Annotated in this window: 10 protein-coding genes and 1 pseudogene; 3 read left to right on the plus strand and 8 right to left on the minus strand. The window is 36.0% G+C overall.

Annotation, left to right across the window (positions count from 1 at the left end; translation table 11 throughout):
• Nucleotides 1-647 (minus strand): RHS repeat domain-containing protein (locus A5819_RS00445; RefSeq protein WP_176271328.1); only part of this gene is annotated, 647 nt, incomplete at its 3' end.
• A gap of 199 nt (nucleotides 648-846) precedes the next feature.
• The gene (locus tag A5819_RS19570; RefSeq protein WP_254907172.1) at nucleotides 847-1,365 is read right to left on the minus strand and encodes a hypothetical protein; all 519 of its coding nucleotides are present in this window, start codon (nucleotides 1,363-1,365) and stop codon (nucleotides 847-849) included.
• Nucleotides 1,366-1,552: 187 nt separating this feature from the next.
• Here A5819_RS19570 and A5819_RS00460 point away from each other — a divergent pair.
• Nucleotides 1,553-2,714 (plus strand): annotated as a pseudogene (locus A5819_RS00460) (IS3 family transposase).
• A gap of 109 nt (nucleotides 2,715-2,823) precedes the next feature.
• Here A5819_RS00460 and A5819_RS00465 read toward each other — a convergent pair.
• The 3 genes from A5819_RS00465 to A5819_RS00475 are packed head-to-tail and all read right to left on the minus strand — an operon-like array spanning nucleotide 2,824 to nucleotide 12,840.
• Complete coding sequence (locus A5819_RS00465) at nucleotides 2,824-3,387, minus strand: hypothetical protein (protein ID WP_086281221.1); 564 nt, start codon at nucleotides 3,385-3,387, stop codon at nucleotides 2,824-2,826.
• Nucleotides 3,384-12,416, minus strand: a complete 9,033-nt coding sequence (locus A5819_RS00470; RefSeq protein WP_254907173.1) for an RHS repeat-associated core domain-containing protein — start codon at nucleotides 12,414-12,416, stop codon at nucleotides 3,384-3,386. The genes A5819_RS00465 and A5819_RS00470 overlap by 4 nt, the downstream gene beginning before the upstream one ends.
• A gap of 4 nt (nucleotides 12,417-12,420) precedes the next feature.
• Nucleotides 12,421-12,840, minus strand: a complete 420-nt coding sequence (locus A5819_RS00475) for a hypothetical protein (RefSeq protein WP_086281217.1) — start codon at nucleotides 12,838-12,840, stop codon at nucleotides 12,421-12,423.
• Between the two features lie 295 nt (nucleotides 12,841-13,135).
• Between A5819_RS00475 and A5819_RS00480 the strand changes: the two genes are divergently transcribed.
• Nucleotides 13,136-14,185 (plus strand): AI-2E family transporter, encoded by a 1,050-nt coding sequence (locus tag A5819_RS00480; RefSeq protein WP_086281213.1) that lies wholly within the window; start codon nucleotides 13,136-13,138, stop codon nucleotides 14,183-14,185.
• A gap of 274 nt (nucleotides 14,186-14,459) precedes the next feature.
• Here the strand turns inward: A5819_RS00480 and A5819_RS00485 are convergent, their stop codons facing one another.
• The gene (locus A5819_RS00485; RefSeq protein WP_086281209.1) at nucleotides 14,460-15,008 is read right to left on the minus strand and encodes a DUF5067 domain-containing protein; all 549 of its coding nucleotides are present in this window, start codon (nucleotides 15,006-15,008) and stop codon (nucleotides 14,460-14,462) included.
• A 107-nt stretch (nucleotides 15,009-15,115) separates the two neighbouring features.
• Nucleotides 15,116-16,270, minus strand: a complete 1,155-nt coding sequence (locus A5819_RS00490) for a serine/threonine-protein kinase (protein ID WP_086281206.1) — start codon at nucleotides 16,268-16,270, stop codon at nucleotides 15,116-15,118.
• A 124-nt stretch (nucleotides 16,271-16,394) separates the two neighbouring features.
• Here A5819_RS00490 and A5819_RS00495 point away from each other — a divergent pair, with 124 nt between their 5' ends.
• A complete protein-coding gene (locus tag A5819_RS00495) occupies nucleotides 16,395-16,823 on the plus strand; it encodes a helix-turn-helix transcriptional regulator (RefSeq protein WP_086281203.1) in 429 nt (142 codons plus the stop codon).
• A 55-nt stretch (nucleotides 16,824-16,878) separates the two neighbouring features.
• Here the strand turns inward: A5819_RS00495 and nhaC are convergent, their stop codons facing one another.
• Nucleotides 16,879-18,249, minus strand: coding sequence for a Na+/H+ antiporter NhaC (gene nhaC / locus A5819_RS00500; RefSeq protein WP_086281200.1), 1,371 nt, complete (start codon nucleotides 18,247-18,249; stop codon nucleotides 16,879-16,881).
• Between the last annotated feature and the right edge of the window lie 71 nt (nucleotides 18,250-18,320).

Raw genomic sequence — 18,320 nt, forward strand, 5'->3', positions numbered from 1 at the left:
ATCGTCCCGATACTGCTATAACCATCACGATGGTATTGATCTTCTTGGTCTCCTAAAATATCCGTTTCTTCCCCAAAGGTAAATTCTTGTCTTTGGGTGGTTTTAACTCTTTTATCATAGGTTTCTTGGGTTAGTTTTGCTGGACTCGTGTGTTCTTGATTGTATTCGTTCAACGATGTAACGATTTTGATCGAATGGTTTTTATCCAGTTCTTTTTTCAGCTTCTCTGTTTCAACGGTTTTTCTTGGTTTATCATGATCTTTGCGCCACGGACGATCTTTTGGTAAACAACGTAAGCGATCAGTCATGGTCGGCTGTTTCGCTACAGCCGTCAAGATTTCATGTAAGGTAACATCTTGATTGTTTAAAGATAATTGGGCTGTTCGGTCAGTTTGTTTCATCCAAGCTTTTAGATCGGTTTTAATTCGACGCCCATGTTCGGTTGCCGTACCTTTGATCACACGATTACCTAGTGCATCGTAGCCGTAAAGGGTATAAACACCGTGACTGCTCGTTTCTTGGATCAACCGGTCTTCTACATCATAAAGATAGGTCGTCACTTCCCCAGTCATGGCGATCTTTTTAGAGACATTGCCATTGGCATCATACTCAAATTTGCCACCTTTCGTACTTTTAAAATCAGACAATGAGCACATGGTCGCTCTTTCTTTCACTCCTTACTATAGACCTAAAAATAGAGGGTAAACTCATTCGGCGATGATTTTACCCTCTAATCTTAGTATGTTTCTATTGTTCGTATTTTGGCCTATACCGTAAAACCTTATTCTATTGAGATAGAACCTTGGAAACCATCCTATACATATTTCTTATCCATTTTATTAGGTATTATCTAATTTTAGCCAAAAAAATTAGCTGTTCTGTTACGGTCCAATTCGGCTGAATACGACTTTTTGAATACCAAAGGGAGCCTTTTCTTATCCAATTTTCTCGCCATTTTTGTATTCCTTTATTTTTGTTTGGATAATCATCCAAGCCAAATTGAAAACCACAACATGGACAAATTTCATCAGAAGGGTAGCCATATTCTTCATCATAGGCTGGTTCAAATAATCCATCAAATGCACAAACTGGACAACTATTTTTTATCACATTACTCTTTTTATACGTGACTCCGATCTCTTTTAATTGTTCTTCTACATCCCAATTTTCTGGACAATCAGGACTATACCAAAAAGGACACCCTTTTTTTATCCAAGATTCTCTCCACCCATTATGAGAAATCCCTTTATCATCATCTTCACCAAATTGAAAGCCGCAACAAGAACATACTTCTCCTGATGGATACTCTTTTCCATATGATTCCATTTCCAAATCTTTATAACCACAAATAATACATATATGCACTATTTATCATCTCCTATTTCAAATTATTTTCCCGGTTGTTTATCCCAATAAGCTTTTCCTTTTCCGGGTTTAAATATAGTTCTACTACTACCATCTCTGTTATATGTGCATGTATGCTAATAAAGTAGACAGCTTTTTTGTTATACTATTAATAAATTAGACACTATTTCAGAAAGGGCTTTTGATTATGGTAGACAAACGTAAAACAAAGCGAAAGTTTGACGAGGAATTTAAAAAATCAATCGTAAAACTTTATGAAAGTGGAAAATCACAAAACGCATTAGCTAACGAATATGGTATTGCCCTATCTTCTGTCGCTCGTTGGGTGAAACAATATTCTGAAGTTAAAATCGATGACGATACGATCCTCACGGCTCGTCAGATTAAACAACTTCAGAAAAGAAATCTCCAATTGGAAGAAGAAAATTTAATTCTAAAAAAAGCGATTGCCATATTCACGCCACACTTGACGAACGATTAAACGCGATTCGTATTCTACGACATGAGCACTCTGTTGTCACTCTCCGCAGGGTTCTTAAGGTCAATCGTTCGACTTACTACAAACGTTTTTCTGGGAAAATAGCTCCTAAGAATAGTAGTGAATCAACAATTAAGAACGATCATTTTAGAAATCTATATGACTTCTAAAAAACGAGTAGGTCTTGCAAAAGTAAGACGTATGCTTCTACGTGACTATGGCATTTCTATTAGCATTGGTCGAGTCTATCGTTTAATGAGTACCATGAATCTACCTAAAATGTCTACAGTAAAACCTACCTTTAAACCGACCAAAGGTCAGGTTTCTTTGAAGCACCCAAACCATTTAAAACAAGCTTTTAATCCTCCAGCACCGAATCAAGTATGGACGAGTGACTTCTCTTATATTCCTGTTGGGAGAAAATCTTTTGTTTACCTTTGCGTGATTCTAGATCTATTTTCCAGAAAAGTCATTGCTTGGACTGTCAGCCGAAAAATAGATACTGCTTTGGCTATTACAACAATAGAAAAAGCCATTCAAACTAGGAATCCTAAGGCGTCTGTTCTTTTTCACACAGATCAAGGTTCCCAGTATACTTCTTTTGAATTCAGACAATATTTAGAAGATCATTCTATTGTCCAATCATTATCGAAACCTGGTTATCCTTGGGACAATGCTGTCACAGAAGCTTTTTTCAAATATATGAAAAAAGAAGAACTCAACAGAAGAACTTTTTCTTCTCTTAAAGAAGTACAACCGGCATGCTTTGAGTACATCTATCTAAGGGTTCTATAACTCCCTACGCCCTCACGGCACCCTAAATATGCTTACACCAAATGAAAAGGAGGATACATACTTTGACTCTCACTAGGTATTTGCTCTTTTTGTGTCTACTTTATTGACATTTATCCACTCCTTCTTCTTTTTTTAAAATACTTCTATTGCCTCATCTGTTCTTTTAATTCAAGCATCTCCCTTATCTAAACTGTACTTATTTCTTTAATAAGATAATTTAATTTATTTAACCATTTTTTACATTGATCTATTGTTAAGAATTCTACAGCGTATGATTCATATTTTTCTAAAAACGTATCAAATGAATTGATTTCTACGTTTTCTTCATAAAAATATTTGTATAACGGTGTTACTTCAAAAATAACAGCATCATTTTTATTATATAGCCAAGAGCAGTTACTTTTATCATAACTTGTTACTGTTTCCCACAATAAATACTGTGCTGTATTATCTTCAACAGTAAAATTATCATCACTTATATTTTTCAAATATATCATATATTCATAACCCAAACCATTCAGCAATAATTTTTCATTTATATATAATTCTTGATTTAACGTTTTCTGCAAAATAGTCTGTAAAGTTTTAATACCTTCACCTAAATAATCTTTAAATAACAACAGCTGTAATTCAAGATTAGTATAGTATATTTCCACCTCACTAAAATACGATAGTTGTTCAGCATTTTCAACAATATACATACTTAAAAAAGCTGTTTTTGAAAACTTAAAAGTACTTATTAATTTCATTTTTTTATCCGCCCTTTTTTATCCACTTTTCCAGATTTTCTTAAAATACTTTTCATTTTTTCTGTTAAATCATCCCATTCTCTAACATGACCATGGAATAATCCATCACTTGTTTTATCTAAAATAACTATTTCTCCATCACTAATTCCAATTCTTCTATCAGTTGTGTCTGGGCTTATTGGTTCAGAATTGTCTAAAGCTTTTTGTCCATTTTTTGGTTTTTTACTTTTTACTGAGTTACCTTTATCACTATGGTAATCAGCATCTTCATAAGTACCATTCTTTGCTATTTTCTGAATATAATCCCCAATAAACCATCCTACTATCCCATTTGCAAGGTCTCTTGCACTTGGTATTTTTGGTAATGATGGAAATGAGAAGTTTCCAATATCTAGGCCTGGTTTAGGGATCATCGTTATAGGCGGGACTGGACGTACTCTTGGTATTGGAATCACAAATGCCATACCTACTACCAGACCTTTATTCTGACCCGTCCATTTCTTATCTGCCGTATCACAAACTTTCTTGATCCGAACAATTGCCCTAGTACGCGTTGCTTGCGCACGTTGAACTTGTACTTGATAGCGATAAGCCGCACTTTGATAGTATAACGCTTGATTGTACGTCTGATACCCTACAGGTTGCCAATTTCTTCCTCCAATGTAGTTGGATCCAACATAACTACGCTGTGCCGTATATGATCTTGCTACATAATTTCCTATATAGTTAATCCCTGAGGCAACCCCGCTCCAAGAACTTGGTGACCGATATCTTGGTGGGACAATCGCATTCCAGACAGTGTTGACCACTCTCTTTACGCCATTCCAAACATTTCTCACTGATTTCTTCACATTATTCCACGCTTTAGCCCACCAACCGGCATTTCCACTACGGTCACGGTATTTTTGCGGATTGTTTTCTACGTAAATATAGCGATTTTGACTCTGGGGTTGTTCCATTTTTCCATACCAGGTATCTTCTTGTAGGAAACGTCCTGTTGTGGTGCTGTATTCTCTTGCACGTAAATGGATCCGATTCGACTGATCATGGTATTCACTGCGGTATCCGTATTCGTTTTCTAAACGCAAGGCGGCTTCCCCATATTCATTATACAAGGTATTGGTGATTAATTCACCGCTTTGTCGATTCGTAATCGTCCCGATACTGCTATAACCATCACGATGGTATTGATCTTCTTGGTCTCCTAAAATATCCGTTTCTTCCCCAAAGGTAAATTCTTGTCTTTGGGTGGTTTTAACTCTTTTATCATAGGTTTCTTGGGTTAGTTTTGCTGGACTCGTGTGTTCTTGATTGTATTCGTTCAACGATGTAACGATTTTGATCGAATGGTTTTTATCCAGTTCTTTTTTCAGCTTCTCTGTTTCAACGGTTTTTCTTGGTTTATCATGATCTTTGCGCCACGGACGATCTTTTGGTAAACAACGTAAGCGATCAGTCATGGTCGGCTGTTTCGCTACAGCCGTCAAGATTTCATGTAAGGTAACATCTTGATTGTTTAAAGATAATTGGGCTGTTCGGTCAGTTTGTTTCATCCAAGCTTTTAGATCGGTTTTAATTCGACGCCCATGTTCGGTTGCCGTACCTTTGATCACACGATTGCCTAGTGCATCGTAGCCGTAAAGGGTATAAACACCGTGACTGCTCGTTTCTTGGATCAACCGGTCTTCTACATCATAAAGATAGGTCGTCACTTCCCCATTCATGGCGATCTTTTTAGAGACATTGCCATTGGCATCATACTCAAATTTGGCACCTTTTTCACTCGTAATTTCGGTGACTTGATTCATATTATTGATTTTGTATTCATAGAAGGTTTTCTCTTTGTCATTGACCTTTTCTGAATAAGTGATTCGATTACCAGCATCATCGTAATAGTATTCGATTTCGGTCTTTTTCTTGCCTTCGATTTCGATGACTTTCGTCAATTGATCTTCGGCATCATACTCATACGTTTTTTCAAGGGTTAATTTCGGGTATTGAATCGTTTCTTTTTGGAGATTATCATTTTCATCGTACGCGTAGGTCATTTTTGCTAATGATTTTCCATTTGCTTCTAAGGTTTCAGCCGAGCTGATTTCGCCTGTGGCTAAATAATCATAGTGTGTGATTGTACCATTTGGATAGCTGATTTTTTTGATTTGACCTGCTCCGTCATGCTCGTACACCGTTTTTTGATCACCATCAGCTACAACGGTTAGTTGGTTTTTCTTGTCATATTCATACGTGATTTTTCGTTCACTTGGGTAGGTTACGCTAGTCTTGCGTCCTAAAGCATCATAGCCGTATGTTAAGTTTTCACCTAATTCATCTGTTGCTTTTGTTAAATCTCCGTATTGATTGTATTCAAATGCAACTTCGCCTTTAGTTGGGACAGCTTGTTTCAGAGCTTCATTGCCGATTTCTACAGTTGGCTCCGTTGTTTCATAGGCTGCACTTGCCATTTTTTCTTCATCCGTATAAGTATACGTGAAGTTAGCATTTTTGGTGACTTTTTCGACAAGCTGATTCATTTCATCGTACTTGTATTGAATCGTCTCTTCTTTTGGTGTCGTTGTTTGTGCTAGTTGTCCATCTAATGTGTACTCATAGCTTTCTTTTTTGCCATTCGCTGAAAGAACACTATCCAACTCACCCGTTGGCGAATAGTTGAACGTAGTCTGATTGCCAAGTGCATCTTTGACACTAGTCAAATTACTTTGAAGATCGTAGGTATAATTGGTTGTTTTTCCTAATCGATTTTTCACGCTAGTCAGTTGATCATTTGCATCATAGCCAAAGTGTTTTTCTTGGCCTTTTGCATCTGTTTCTTTCACTAAATTTCCGTTTCCATCATATTCCATTGTCTGTTGATGGTTTCTAGGATCTGTGATTTTTTCGACTTGTTGTAATGGATCATAAGCATACGTTGTTTTGTGTCCAAGTTCATCGGTTTCTTCTGCTACTTGATTTAATTTATCGTACGTGTAACTAGAAGTAAACGCCATTGGATCCTGTTCTTTGGTTACATTTCCATTACTGTCATATTCATAGGTTGAAACTTGTTCACCAGGTGCGATAAAGCGGGTCACTTGTCCGTTGGCATCATATTCTGTCTTGGTTTTGTTGCCGCGTATATCCGTTAGTTCAGATACTCGATCTAGTAGGTCATAACTATATGAGACATTGGTTTGATTTGGATAGGTTAGTTTCGTTAGTTGTCCAAATTTATTGTAGTCGTAAGTCGTTTGTTTACCTGCTGCATTCGTTTCTGATACGCGTTGCTGGTAATTATTGTAGCTATATTGTTCAAGTGGTTCTTTTCTGACGTTGTCTTTTACTGCAAGTAAATTGCGATACGAATCGTACTCGTATGATCGTTTATAGCCTTTAGCATTCGTTTCAGATGCCAATTGACCATCGGCAGTATAGGTCATTTCAGTCACAGCTTTTTTAGGATCCGTGATTTTTGAAAGATTTCCATGTGCATCATATTCATAGGTTGTGATGCGTTTATTTGGTTCTGTTTTTTTCAATAGTTGGTCATTGACATTATACTCGTAACTTGTTTTATTGCCATTGAAATCTGTTTCAGCAATTTTTCGTCCAACTGGATCATAACTAACTGTTTGTTCGAATTTTTTAGCATTGATGGTTTGAATCAGCTGATTATTGCCATCATAGGCATAGGCTGTTTGATTTCCTTCAGCGTCGATTTCCGTTATAACATTCCCATTAGCATCATACTTGATTTTTTGACTATTGCCTAAAGGATCTTTGGTTTCGATCAAGCGATTATTTTTGTCATAGCTATAGGTTGTGACCTCATTTTTAGCGGTTGCTGATTGAATCAGCTGACCGTTTTTGTTATAGGCATAGCTTTGTATTTCGCCTAGTGGATTGGTTTCTTTGATCAAATTTCCACGTTTATCATAGCTGTAGGCATATTTCCCGCCGTTTGGCATCACTTCTTCCAAAACATGTCCTAATTGATCGTAGGTTAACGTTTGATTTGTTTCCTGTGGATGAGTGATTGTCGTTTGTTGTCCTAGCTTATTATATCCGTAGCTTGTTTTGTTTCCAACAGTATCCGTTTCGGCAATTTTTTCACCAAAAAGATTGTATTCATAAGTCACTTTTCTTTTTTGTTCATCTGTTGCTGTAAGCATCTGACCATTTTTATCATAGGTGTAGCTTTCACTTTTACCATTACTGTCAGATTGCTTAATACGCTGACCAAGAACATCATAGCTATACTTGATTGTGACTTTTCCTGGCGTTACTTCTTTTGTTAATTGATTTAGCAAATCATAAGAATACGTTGTTTTTCGGCCGATGGCATCTTCAAATGAAACTAAATTCCCACTAAGATCATAAGAGAGCTGCTTTAGTTGTCCCAATGGATCTGTTGCTGCTTGTAGCTGATTCTCTTTTGTATAACTATAGGTTGTCTTATTCCCTAATGCATCGATTTTTTCAACTAAATTACTGTTGGCATCATAATGATATTGGGTAATATCCCCCGTTGCTTCAACGGTTGTAGCTAGCTGATTCAATGAATTATAGGTAAATAATTTTTTATTTCCTAGTGCATCGGTTTGTGACAAGACGTTTCTTTCTCCATCATACGTGTAGGTTAACACGTTATTATCTGGATCTGTAATTTTCGTCACATTTCCTTGATTGTCAGTTTCATAGACTGTTTTATTCCCTGCAGCATCCGTTTGCTCTGAAAGATAACCTAGCGGATTGAATCCAAAAGAACGCTGATTAGTTTCAGCATCAGTTTCAGATGTCTTGTTGCCTCGTATATCATAGGCATAATTGGTTTCACGATCACCTGACAGTTCCTTTAATAATTGACTTTTTTCATTGTAAGAATAGGTAGTTTTCAGTCCATTACGATCCGTTTTAGCTGTCACATTGCCCAACTCATCATATTCATAAAGAATCGTCGTTTGATCTGGATAGGTTTCTTTGATCCGTTGATTTTTTTGGTCATATTCATAGGTTGTTTCTTGTTTTAAGGCATCAACTTTTTTGATTAGATTTTGATTTTTATCGTAAGCATAGGTTGTTTTTTTCTTGTCATCAACTGTTTCAGTTAGAGGATTCCCCAGGGCATTTAAGGTATAACGCGTAATGGAGCCTGTAGCCGTTTTTTCTTCGATTACTTGGTTTACTTCATTATAAGTAAATGTTTTCGCATTCCCCAGATAATCTGTTTCCTTTGTTATATTTCCATTTGCATCATATTCAAACGTTTTTTTCCCACCAGCGGGGTTGGTCTCAGCCGTTTTTCTGCCTAATTTATCATAGGTGAAACTTGTCTGATTTCCGTTGAAATCTGTTTCTGAAAGCAAGTATCCTTCTGGACTATAAGAATAGGTCTTTTTATGCCCATTGAAATCAGTTTCTTCAATCAGTTCACCACGCTTATTTCGTTTAAATGTTTTAGCATTTCCAGCTGCATCAAATTCTTTGGTGATTAAGCCTTTTGCATCATATTCATACCCTGTTTTTGCTCCATAAGCATCACTAATCGACGTTAAATTCCCCGCCTGATACGTATAATTTTCAGCGGCTCCATTTGCATCGGTCTTACTCGTCACTTTTCCTTGTCCATCATAAGAATAGGTGATTGTTTTTCCATCTGGACGTGTGGTTTGTAATAACTTCCCTTGTTCGTTATAGTGATAACTAGTTTTCTTTCCTAAACGATCGGTTTGCTCTGTCAATTGGTTATGAGCATTATACAAACTGACTTCTGTACTTCCATCTGGAAAGATTGTTTTTGTCACATTCCCGTTTGCATCGTTTTCATAGGTTGTTTTATTCCCTGCTCGATCGATTTCCTCAATCAGTTGGTAGCGATCATTATAGCGCTTGGTTTCACTTTTACCATCAGCGTACTCAATCTTTGTTGGTTGGAAATGGTCATTATAGGTGGTGATTTCTTGATTTCCGTTGCCATCGATCGTCGTCGTTTTATTTTTATCATATGTGATCGTAACAGTATTGTCTTTGGCATCCGTTTGTTCGATAACACGGCCTTCTTTATCAAATTTATTTTGATAAAGTAATGTTCCTTCGTCATCAGAATACGAGGTCATAAAGTGATTATCATTGTACGTATAAGCTATTTTTTTCCCTAACGCATCGGTCACTTTTGTTAAGTTTCCTTTTGCATCGTATTCGAAGGTGTTCGTTGTCTGATCTGGGAAAGTGGCTTTTTTTATGTGCCCATTACCATCCCAATCAAATAAAACTTTGCCTCCGTTAAATTGTTTGATTGCTTTTAAAAATCCAGTTTCTTCTTCGTAGCTGTATTCTTTAGTTTGACCGTAGGCATTCGTGATTTTTCTTATTTGCCCTGTTGCATCAAATAGATAGGTCAACTTTTGTTCTGTATTCGTTAATTCGAAGCTGCGTTTTTCATCTTTGATTTTTTTCATCAATGTATAAGGCGAATCGTCTGATACTTGATAACGCCCATCTTTCCCACGGTCAAAAAAGATTTTACCACCATCTTCTTTTGTGAGCATCATTGATTTGTCTTCTAATTGGTTTAGGGTCAAGTATTGATTTAGTGTCCAGTTTCTGCCGACTGGGCTATCCATACCGCCGCCTTTAGAATTATAGGTTCTGGCAAAAAGTTGCTCTTCTTCAAAATCGTACCAAACACTATCTGTCATTTCGTAAATTAGATTCCCGCTACCAATGTTGATTGGTTCAAACCCGTATTTACAATGTTTCCCTCGGCCAACAGACAAGGCATCTAAACGAATTTTATCCGCTTTAGAAAGTGTCTGTGATTGATACGCTTTTCCTTGATTTTTTTTGGGATTTCGGATAAAAACAGTATTTCCTTGGGTCAATAACTCATCTTTCATGTTATTATCCCGCATAAATGTAGCCCGCTGTTTTTCTAATCCATAAAATTTTAAGAGACGTGGTAATGTATCTTGGCTCGTGACCTTATAGAGTTGGAACTGATCGTAGGTTTGTTTTGATTCTTCCTTCCCATGCGTGATCGTGGCTTCTACTTTATAAAGATGATTTTCCTTCAAAGAACTGGGCAGTAATGTATTGGTTTGCCAATTGCTGGAAAGTTCTAAGTAACGATTCGCATGTTCAAATAGTTTTGGGTAATTAGGAAAAATATAATCTCTCCCAATCGATGGATCTGTTCCTGAAAAGGTTACTTTATTTTTATCACTTGTATCAATCACACGATAATTTATCTTAGCATCTGGTCGACCGATGCCATCCATCCCTAATGCTTGAAACTGAACTAAACCATCATTATCGGAGCTGACAAAGGGTCTTAGTTTCAAGGAGGTATCTTTGAGCGGCATATTTTTATCGATTGGCGGACGTTCACGATGCTTAATCACCAAATAAGGAGATGTCGTCGTTACGCCACCTTTAGGTGCAGCAAAAACTTCGGCAGTGGAATAAGGTAATTCATGTGACGTTACTTTATTGGTTTTAACGATCATCCCGAAATTACTGCCGCCATTGATCCAGTCGTTGGCCAAATTAGTGATGTCAAAATTAACTCTACGGTTATTTGGATCGATACCACCAATCATGGTTTCTTTGCCAGATTCATTAGCAGGTGGTCCATAAGGGAATTTTGCATCACTAAACCCTTTATACGTAGCTTTAGAAAAGGCTCCGATATCTTTAGTCAAGCCATGAACTTCAAAATGACGGTTGACTACTTTTCCGCTGCCATCTTTTGCACGATCTCCCCAAAAACCTGGTGCTCCTGTTCTAAATAATGAAAGATTTGCTGATTCGATTTCTCTACCTTTACCAATTTTTTTCAATTCTGCATCAGGGATCTTGATTAACCCATAGGTAACAAAATGTGCTGCGCCTAATGTTCCGTTATAGCCATCATCATAGCCAATATACATATAATCTTGGAACCAATAATTCATTTTGTCATCATACTGACGAATACTAGTTGCTTCAATCCCTTGCTCGATTTTCGCTTGGACAAATTGGACATTGACACGTGCTGCTTTTATGTTTTGACGTTTTTCTTTATCAAGGGCTTTTAGTGTCAAGGTATTCGTTTTACTGTCAAAATCAGCCTCTGCAGTTGAAATAAAATCGCCAGCTATTGTTTCAATCGTTGGTGTAGGAACAGCACTCACAAGCTTTTCACCATCATAAAGACCAATAATCCCCTGCTCTTTTTCATCTTTTGCTTGTAGGGTATCAGGTAGCTTTAACGTAAATTTAACGGTGGTCAGATCCGTTTCTTCTGAAATATATTGACTGACTTTCACTCCAGTTGGCTGATATGAAATTTCTACAGGCTCTAAATTATTTTCAGCAGCTAATAAAACTTTGTCGTCTTTAACTGACTGCACTTCATATTTATCGTCTGATAACCCGATTCCGACTGTTGCATCACCAACCTTGACTGTCGGCACTTCTTTTTCAGTCACTTCTTTTGGTACTTGAACTTCAATCTGCTCTTTTGCAATAAACGTATCTTTTTCTGCTTGAAACGTACCATCAAATTCTTGCCAATTGTCTTTCTCTTTTTCAAAATGTATCGGTTCTGTAAAAACAACAGTTTCCCCTTCACCCGTTTCAGGATGAACAAACGTTTTTGTTGTTTCTGAACGATCGGCTACCAGTTCTGTCAGCCCTTTTTTCGCCATATCGTCTTTAACTGACGTTAGCATACTGTTTTCGTCTGCTTCAAACGCTGATTTTAATTGTGGTGCAACGTCTAACGTTGTTTCCGTTTTATCCTCTGTTTTTTCAGTTGTTTCGTTTTCTTTCTCAGTACTCTCATCCGCTTTTTTAAGTTTTTGTTGTGTCTGCTGATCGAGATCTTCTTTTTTCACTTTTTCTTGTGGAGCGATTGCTTCACTTGAACCAACCGTTTCTGCTTGTTCATTTTCTTGTGCAAAACTTTGAAGTGCTCCCCAAGGAAATAACCCTAATAGTTGTATACCTGTCACAAACAATGTCAGGCTTTTTCTTTTCCACCCTTTTCTACTCATTCCCCTACTCCTTCACGCCTTCTTCTTTTTCTAAAATTAGTTCATATTGTGTATTTGCTTGTTCAAATTTCGATTTTTCAATTGTTTTCGCCAATTCCTTGATTTCTGATGATAATTGTCGATAGGTTTCATAAATCATTTTATCTTCTTCACTAAGAAGTTTTTGATAGCTACTTAATTTTGCTTTATCCCCAATAATTTTAAACTCAGTCGCTACTTTTCTTAGATCTTTGGGATATTCTTTATTCTTGATTTCTCCCATATTCTTCATATCTACCCACAATTGATATGTTTCTTTGAAACTTGTTTCTAGATCATAGATTTTTTTATCTAGATCTCCTTCATTTGCTTTACTACTACATCCCGTAAAGAATAATAATGAAGTAAAAACAATGCATAAAGTTATTTTTTTTATCCTTTTCACTTTTTAACCCCCTTTTTGTATTTTAAACTTAACAAAAAGAAGAGCTAATATCAATAGAATAACAAAATAAGATAATAATAAATTCCCGAAAAATATAAAAATACTACGTTTAATACAAATTAAACAGAATAAAAATAACACTTAGACACATATATAAAATCGCTTCTAAAAAAAAACTTTTTAATATCTAGTTATTTTTTTAGGTTTATCGATAAAACTGCTATCTTAAAATGTGAAAAAGCATTATAGTTATCTTAATATGAAATAAAGTAAAACTTTATAAGGAGTGAAGTCTGTGTCGGTTTATGAAAAATTTATTCAAAACGATCGTTTAAGACGATTTTTTGTTTTAGCGATTGTTATTTTTATTTTGTTTTTAGCTAGAAGTATGATCACGATGATTTTATTAACGTTTATTTTTACGTTTTTAGCGCTCCATTTCGTGAAATTTGTTCAGCGCTATTTAAAAATCCCCTCCCTCATTCTTGTTTTGGCGACCTATTCTTTGATTGTTTTTTTAGTCTATCTAGCCATTACAAAATATGTGCCGGTTCTGATTCATCAATCAGTTCAAATGTATAATTCTGTGATTCATTTTTATCAAACTCCGACAGATGATCATAATCAACTTTTAGTCGTCATTGATAATTATCTAGAGAAATCAAACTTAATGTCTCAAATTCAAAATGGGGCTAGTATTCTTTTGCGTTATGTTCAAGATATTGGATCGATTGGCCTTTCATTTGTCCTTTCGTTCATCCTAAGTTTCTTTTTTATGATCGAGAAAAAACAAATGGCAGATTTTTCTAAGTTATTTTTAAAAAGTGATTTTGACTGGTTTTTCCAAGATATTTACTTCTTTGCAGATAAATTTGTCAATACATTTGGTGTTGTTATGGAAGCACAATTTTTTATCGCAGTCGTTAATACTGGTATCACAACGATTTGCTTAGCTTTAATCGGGTTCCATCAGCTACCAAGCTTAGCGATCATGATTTTTATTTTAAGCTTGATACCAGTTGCGGGTGTGATCATTTCCTGTATTCCATTAAGCTTTATTGCGTATTCTGAAGGCGGCATTAATGATGTGATTTATATCTTAGTGGTGATCATTGTCGTGCATTTGTTTGAATCTTATGTATTAAACCCAAAATTTATGTCTAGTAAAACAGATTTACCGATTTTTTATACCTTTGTTATCTTACTGATCAGTGAACGTTTATTTGGGGTTTGGGGCTTAATCGTGGGCATCCCAATTTTTACCTTCTTTTTAGATATTTTAAAGGTTAAACCAATTCATTCAGTTTCAGTTACTGAGAAGAGCTCTGTTCCACCAACAGAATAAAAAAAAGTGAACGTTTGGATGTTACTCCAAGCGTTCACTTTTTTGTGGTTGCGGCTATTCTCGTATTTGGAAAATCAGTCAGGTAGCAAAGACTACTTGATTTCGGACCAAATAACGATATCTTAACTGCTACCTGTTCTACTAACACCAATACCTAGCCATATATAAGGAATGGTACTTCATTCCTTTGCCTCTTTTGAAGCGAAAAGCTAGTTATTTTCTCTGAAAGAAAAGCTAGCTAAACCACCTTTTTCAACCCTTTTACATCCCCAATTTACTGTAAAATAAACTCTTTTGTTAATTTCACTTTGTTACTAAATAATTTGGTTGCCTCAACGGATACCGGTGCGGTCATATCTGCTAATTTATAAGGAACCTTTAAATTCAATGTCGCTCCTGGTTGGATTTCAGTCAAGGAATCCACATACCCTGATTCCATCATAATAGCCGTTTCTAAAGCAATCCCATTTTGAAAAGCTTTTGTTGTGATCGATGATACAAACATCGCATTTTTATCGCTGTTATTTGTAAACTCATAATCAATCACCGCAACATCTGCTCCATCGTAATCTTTTGCAAAGGTCAATTCTTTAATCACAACATGATAATCACCTAAATCACCTGCATCAGTTTCAGCTGGAGCTTCTTCTTGTTTTTCTAGTACTTTACTTGTGGTCGTCCCTTTTTTAGGTTTTGTTACGTTACTTGTAGTCGCTTCTTTTTTGGTGCTTCCTTCTTCTTTAGAATCAGAACCCATATTTGCTAGAATACCGCCTACTACTAAAATGCCGACCCCAATCAAAACAATTTTCTTCATGCTCATTTTTTTGTCTCCTTTGTTATTTAGTCCGCTGATACATGTTAATCATACTAAAATGCTAAAGGAGAATCTTATGCATTTTGCATAATTTTAATGAAATAACTATTCAATTACTTTCTAACGCCTCCGTTGGTAACAAATAAAAATAAACCATAATAGACCAACCAACTAAGAACCAACAAACTATATCCAATTCCACGCAGGATATTTTTTTTAGCGTTCAGCAAGGGAATTTTTTCATGAAAGTTTAGAAAGTTCGTAAATAACAGCACAGGTAAAATGAAAAGAATACTGCCGTCTAGACCTAATAACAGCTTTTCACTCATTGTTCTGCCTTCGTAGATAGTTCCTGGTAATCCAATCAATACAAACACATAATAAATAATTGCCAATGTCATCTTCCATGGCTGGCCGGTCCGAAATCCCGGTACATATTTGCTTAAAAACGAACGGATTGGCGTCGTTACATGTTGCTGTTCACTATCATCAATGACCCTTTTAGAAATTCCATCTGGTTCAACTGTCTGCTGTTGAGCTAGGTTTAACTGATTCCATTTTTCTTTAACCTCTGCTTGCATTTCCATTGCTGACTGATAGCGATTTTTAGGGTCCAATTTTGTGGCTTTCACAATAATATCATGTAAAAACGGATCGTAGCTCAGTTGATTTTTAGGATACTCTTTGATCGAACAAACATTGATCACGACTCCTACCGCATAGAGATCACTTCTGGCATCTGTTTGCGCAAAGCCAAACTGTTCCGGTGAGGCAAAACCGATTGTTCCCAACTGCACCGTGTCCGTTTCTTTCTCCTCTTCAAATACCCTCACCGCATCAAAATCGATCAATTTTAACACACCATCATTCGTCAGCATAATGTTTCCAGGTTTCACATCACGATGAACTAACCCTTCGCTGTGAAGAGCAATCAGAGCCTCTAATAAATCCAGCGTTAGTTTCAAAATCATTTTAGTCTCCAACGTTTCGGACGTTTTAATGATTTCTGACAATGTTTTCCCGTGAATAAATTCTTCGTATAAATAAAGTTGCCCATACTCGCTCACAACTTCTTGAATTCGAGGTAAATTACTTTGTTTAATTTTTTGAAGTGTCATCAAATTATCCTGCAAATAAAGCGGGTAACATTTTTTGACAAAAAATTCTTTCGTATCGTTTTCTCTAACAAGAATCGGTCCATTGATTTGATCTGTTAATGGTTCAATTTCTTTATAAGAAAATTGCTTTAGATTATTTACATTTCCCATTATTACACTCCATTTTTTGGTTTACTTTTTTTATTATAGCAAATAAACTAAAGAAATACGTGCTCACTTTGCTAAAATCAATGTATAATAGCAATATGATATTGTAAATATGGGAGATTTTACTATGCAAGAAAAAGATACGGATACATTACTTCATTCATTAAAAAAAGCCGAAAATTTTCAAACCGCCCTTTCTGAAACTCGGGACCACACGATCGACCAAATGCTAAAAGACTATCTAAATACTTGGCTGCTTAATAAGAAAATAACCAAAAGCACTGTACTAAAAAAAGCCGGAATCACTGAAGCAACTGGGTATCAATATTTTGATGGAAAACGAAATCCCTCAAGGGAAAAAGTAATTGCTCTAGCCATCGGTTTGGACTTACTTTTAGAAGAAACCAATGAGTTGATGAAAAAAACTGGGTATGCCCAACTTTATCCTAAACACCCTTGGGATGCAGTCGTGATCTATGGTATCACTCATCATTTAACTATCACGGAAATCGATGATTTATTGTATAGTGAAGAACTTAAAACATTCGGCGAATAAATAAAAACAATACAACCTAATTCCTTTTTCAGAGTAGGTTGTATTGTTTGATTTATTATTTTTCAGTTTTCTTTTTACTCATAATCGTAATAAAAAATGACACTAATGGTAAAGCGTAACAAAATACCGCATAAGGTAAATAATTGATTGTGGCGATACCTAAGGTTCCTGAAATAAATACCCCACTCACACCCCAAGGGATCAACGGATTGACAACTGAACCTGCATCGTTCAAGCTCCTAGATAACATTGTTAACGGAACTTTTTTTTCTTTAAATTTATTTATGAATGATTTTCCAGGCAAAATGATTGAAAGATATTGTTCACCGATCAACACATTGATACCAATCGAACTCATCATCGTAATAAAAATCAATTTTTGACGGGAATTGATCACTGTTTCAAAGCGCTGTAGTAAGCACTCGATAATTTCCATTTTTACTAATAAGCCACCTAGAGCTAAAGCTAAAATAATCAGTGAAACTGACCACATCATACTTTGAATACCGCCTCTAGAAAGCAGTTCATCCACTTGTGCATTTCCTGTATGAGCAACAAAACCATTTTGGATAATATCAGCTGTTTCAACAAGCGAAAAATGATTCGTTGTAAAGAACAGTAAAATAAGTGAGGCACAAATACTCAATAACAAGGTCGGAATTGCTGGAATTTTTTTCCAAGCACAAATGAACAAGATCGCTAAAGGAATTAGCTCAACAAACGAAATCGAAAAATTAGCATTTAACGTATTAACAATTTCATGAATACCTGTACTGTCCAAAGCCCCATCATAGCGCAACCCCATGACCAAAAAATAACCAAACGAAAGGATCGCTGCAGGAATCGCTGTTTTATATGTATTTTTAAAATGTTCAAATAAATCGACTTCTGAAATTGCTGCAGCTAAGTTCACTGTGTCTGAAAGTGGTGAAATTGAATTCCCTAAGAAAGCCCCAGAAACAATGGCACCTGTTGTCAATGCTGGATCAACCCCAATCAAACTACCCATTCCTAAAAAGGCAATTCCGATCGTCGATATCGTGGTAAATGAGCTACCTACAGCACCACCTACAATCCCGCAAACAATAAAAACAGTCGGCATAAAAAACTTCACCGATAAGAAAGAAAAACCTAAAACCATGATCGTTGGAATCGTTCCAACGGCGATCCATACACTAATCAAAGCACCAATCAAAATAAAGACCAGCATAGGAATGATGCCAGAAGTAATCCCCTCAATCAAAGCATCATGAACAAACTCCCAAGAAAACTTTTTATACATCGCAAACAAAAGCAAATAGCCAATCGCAAGCAATATAGCGACATGAGCAGGAATGCCAAAGCCAATAATACTTGTACCGATCATCAACAATAATGTTATTAATAAGAAAACTGCTTCATTAAAATTTACTTGATATTTTTTCATACATGTTCCTCACATTTTTATAGAGAGTTGGCAACTAGGAGCCCGTGCCCAACCATTCCCTCTTATTTATT

The organism is Enterococcus sp. 7E2_DIV0204, from assembly GCF_002140855.1.
GTDB classification, from domain to species: domain Bacteria; phylum Bacillota; class Bacilli; order Lactobacillales; family Enterococcaceae; genus Enterococcus_L; species Enterococcus_L lemimoniae.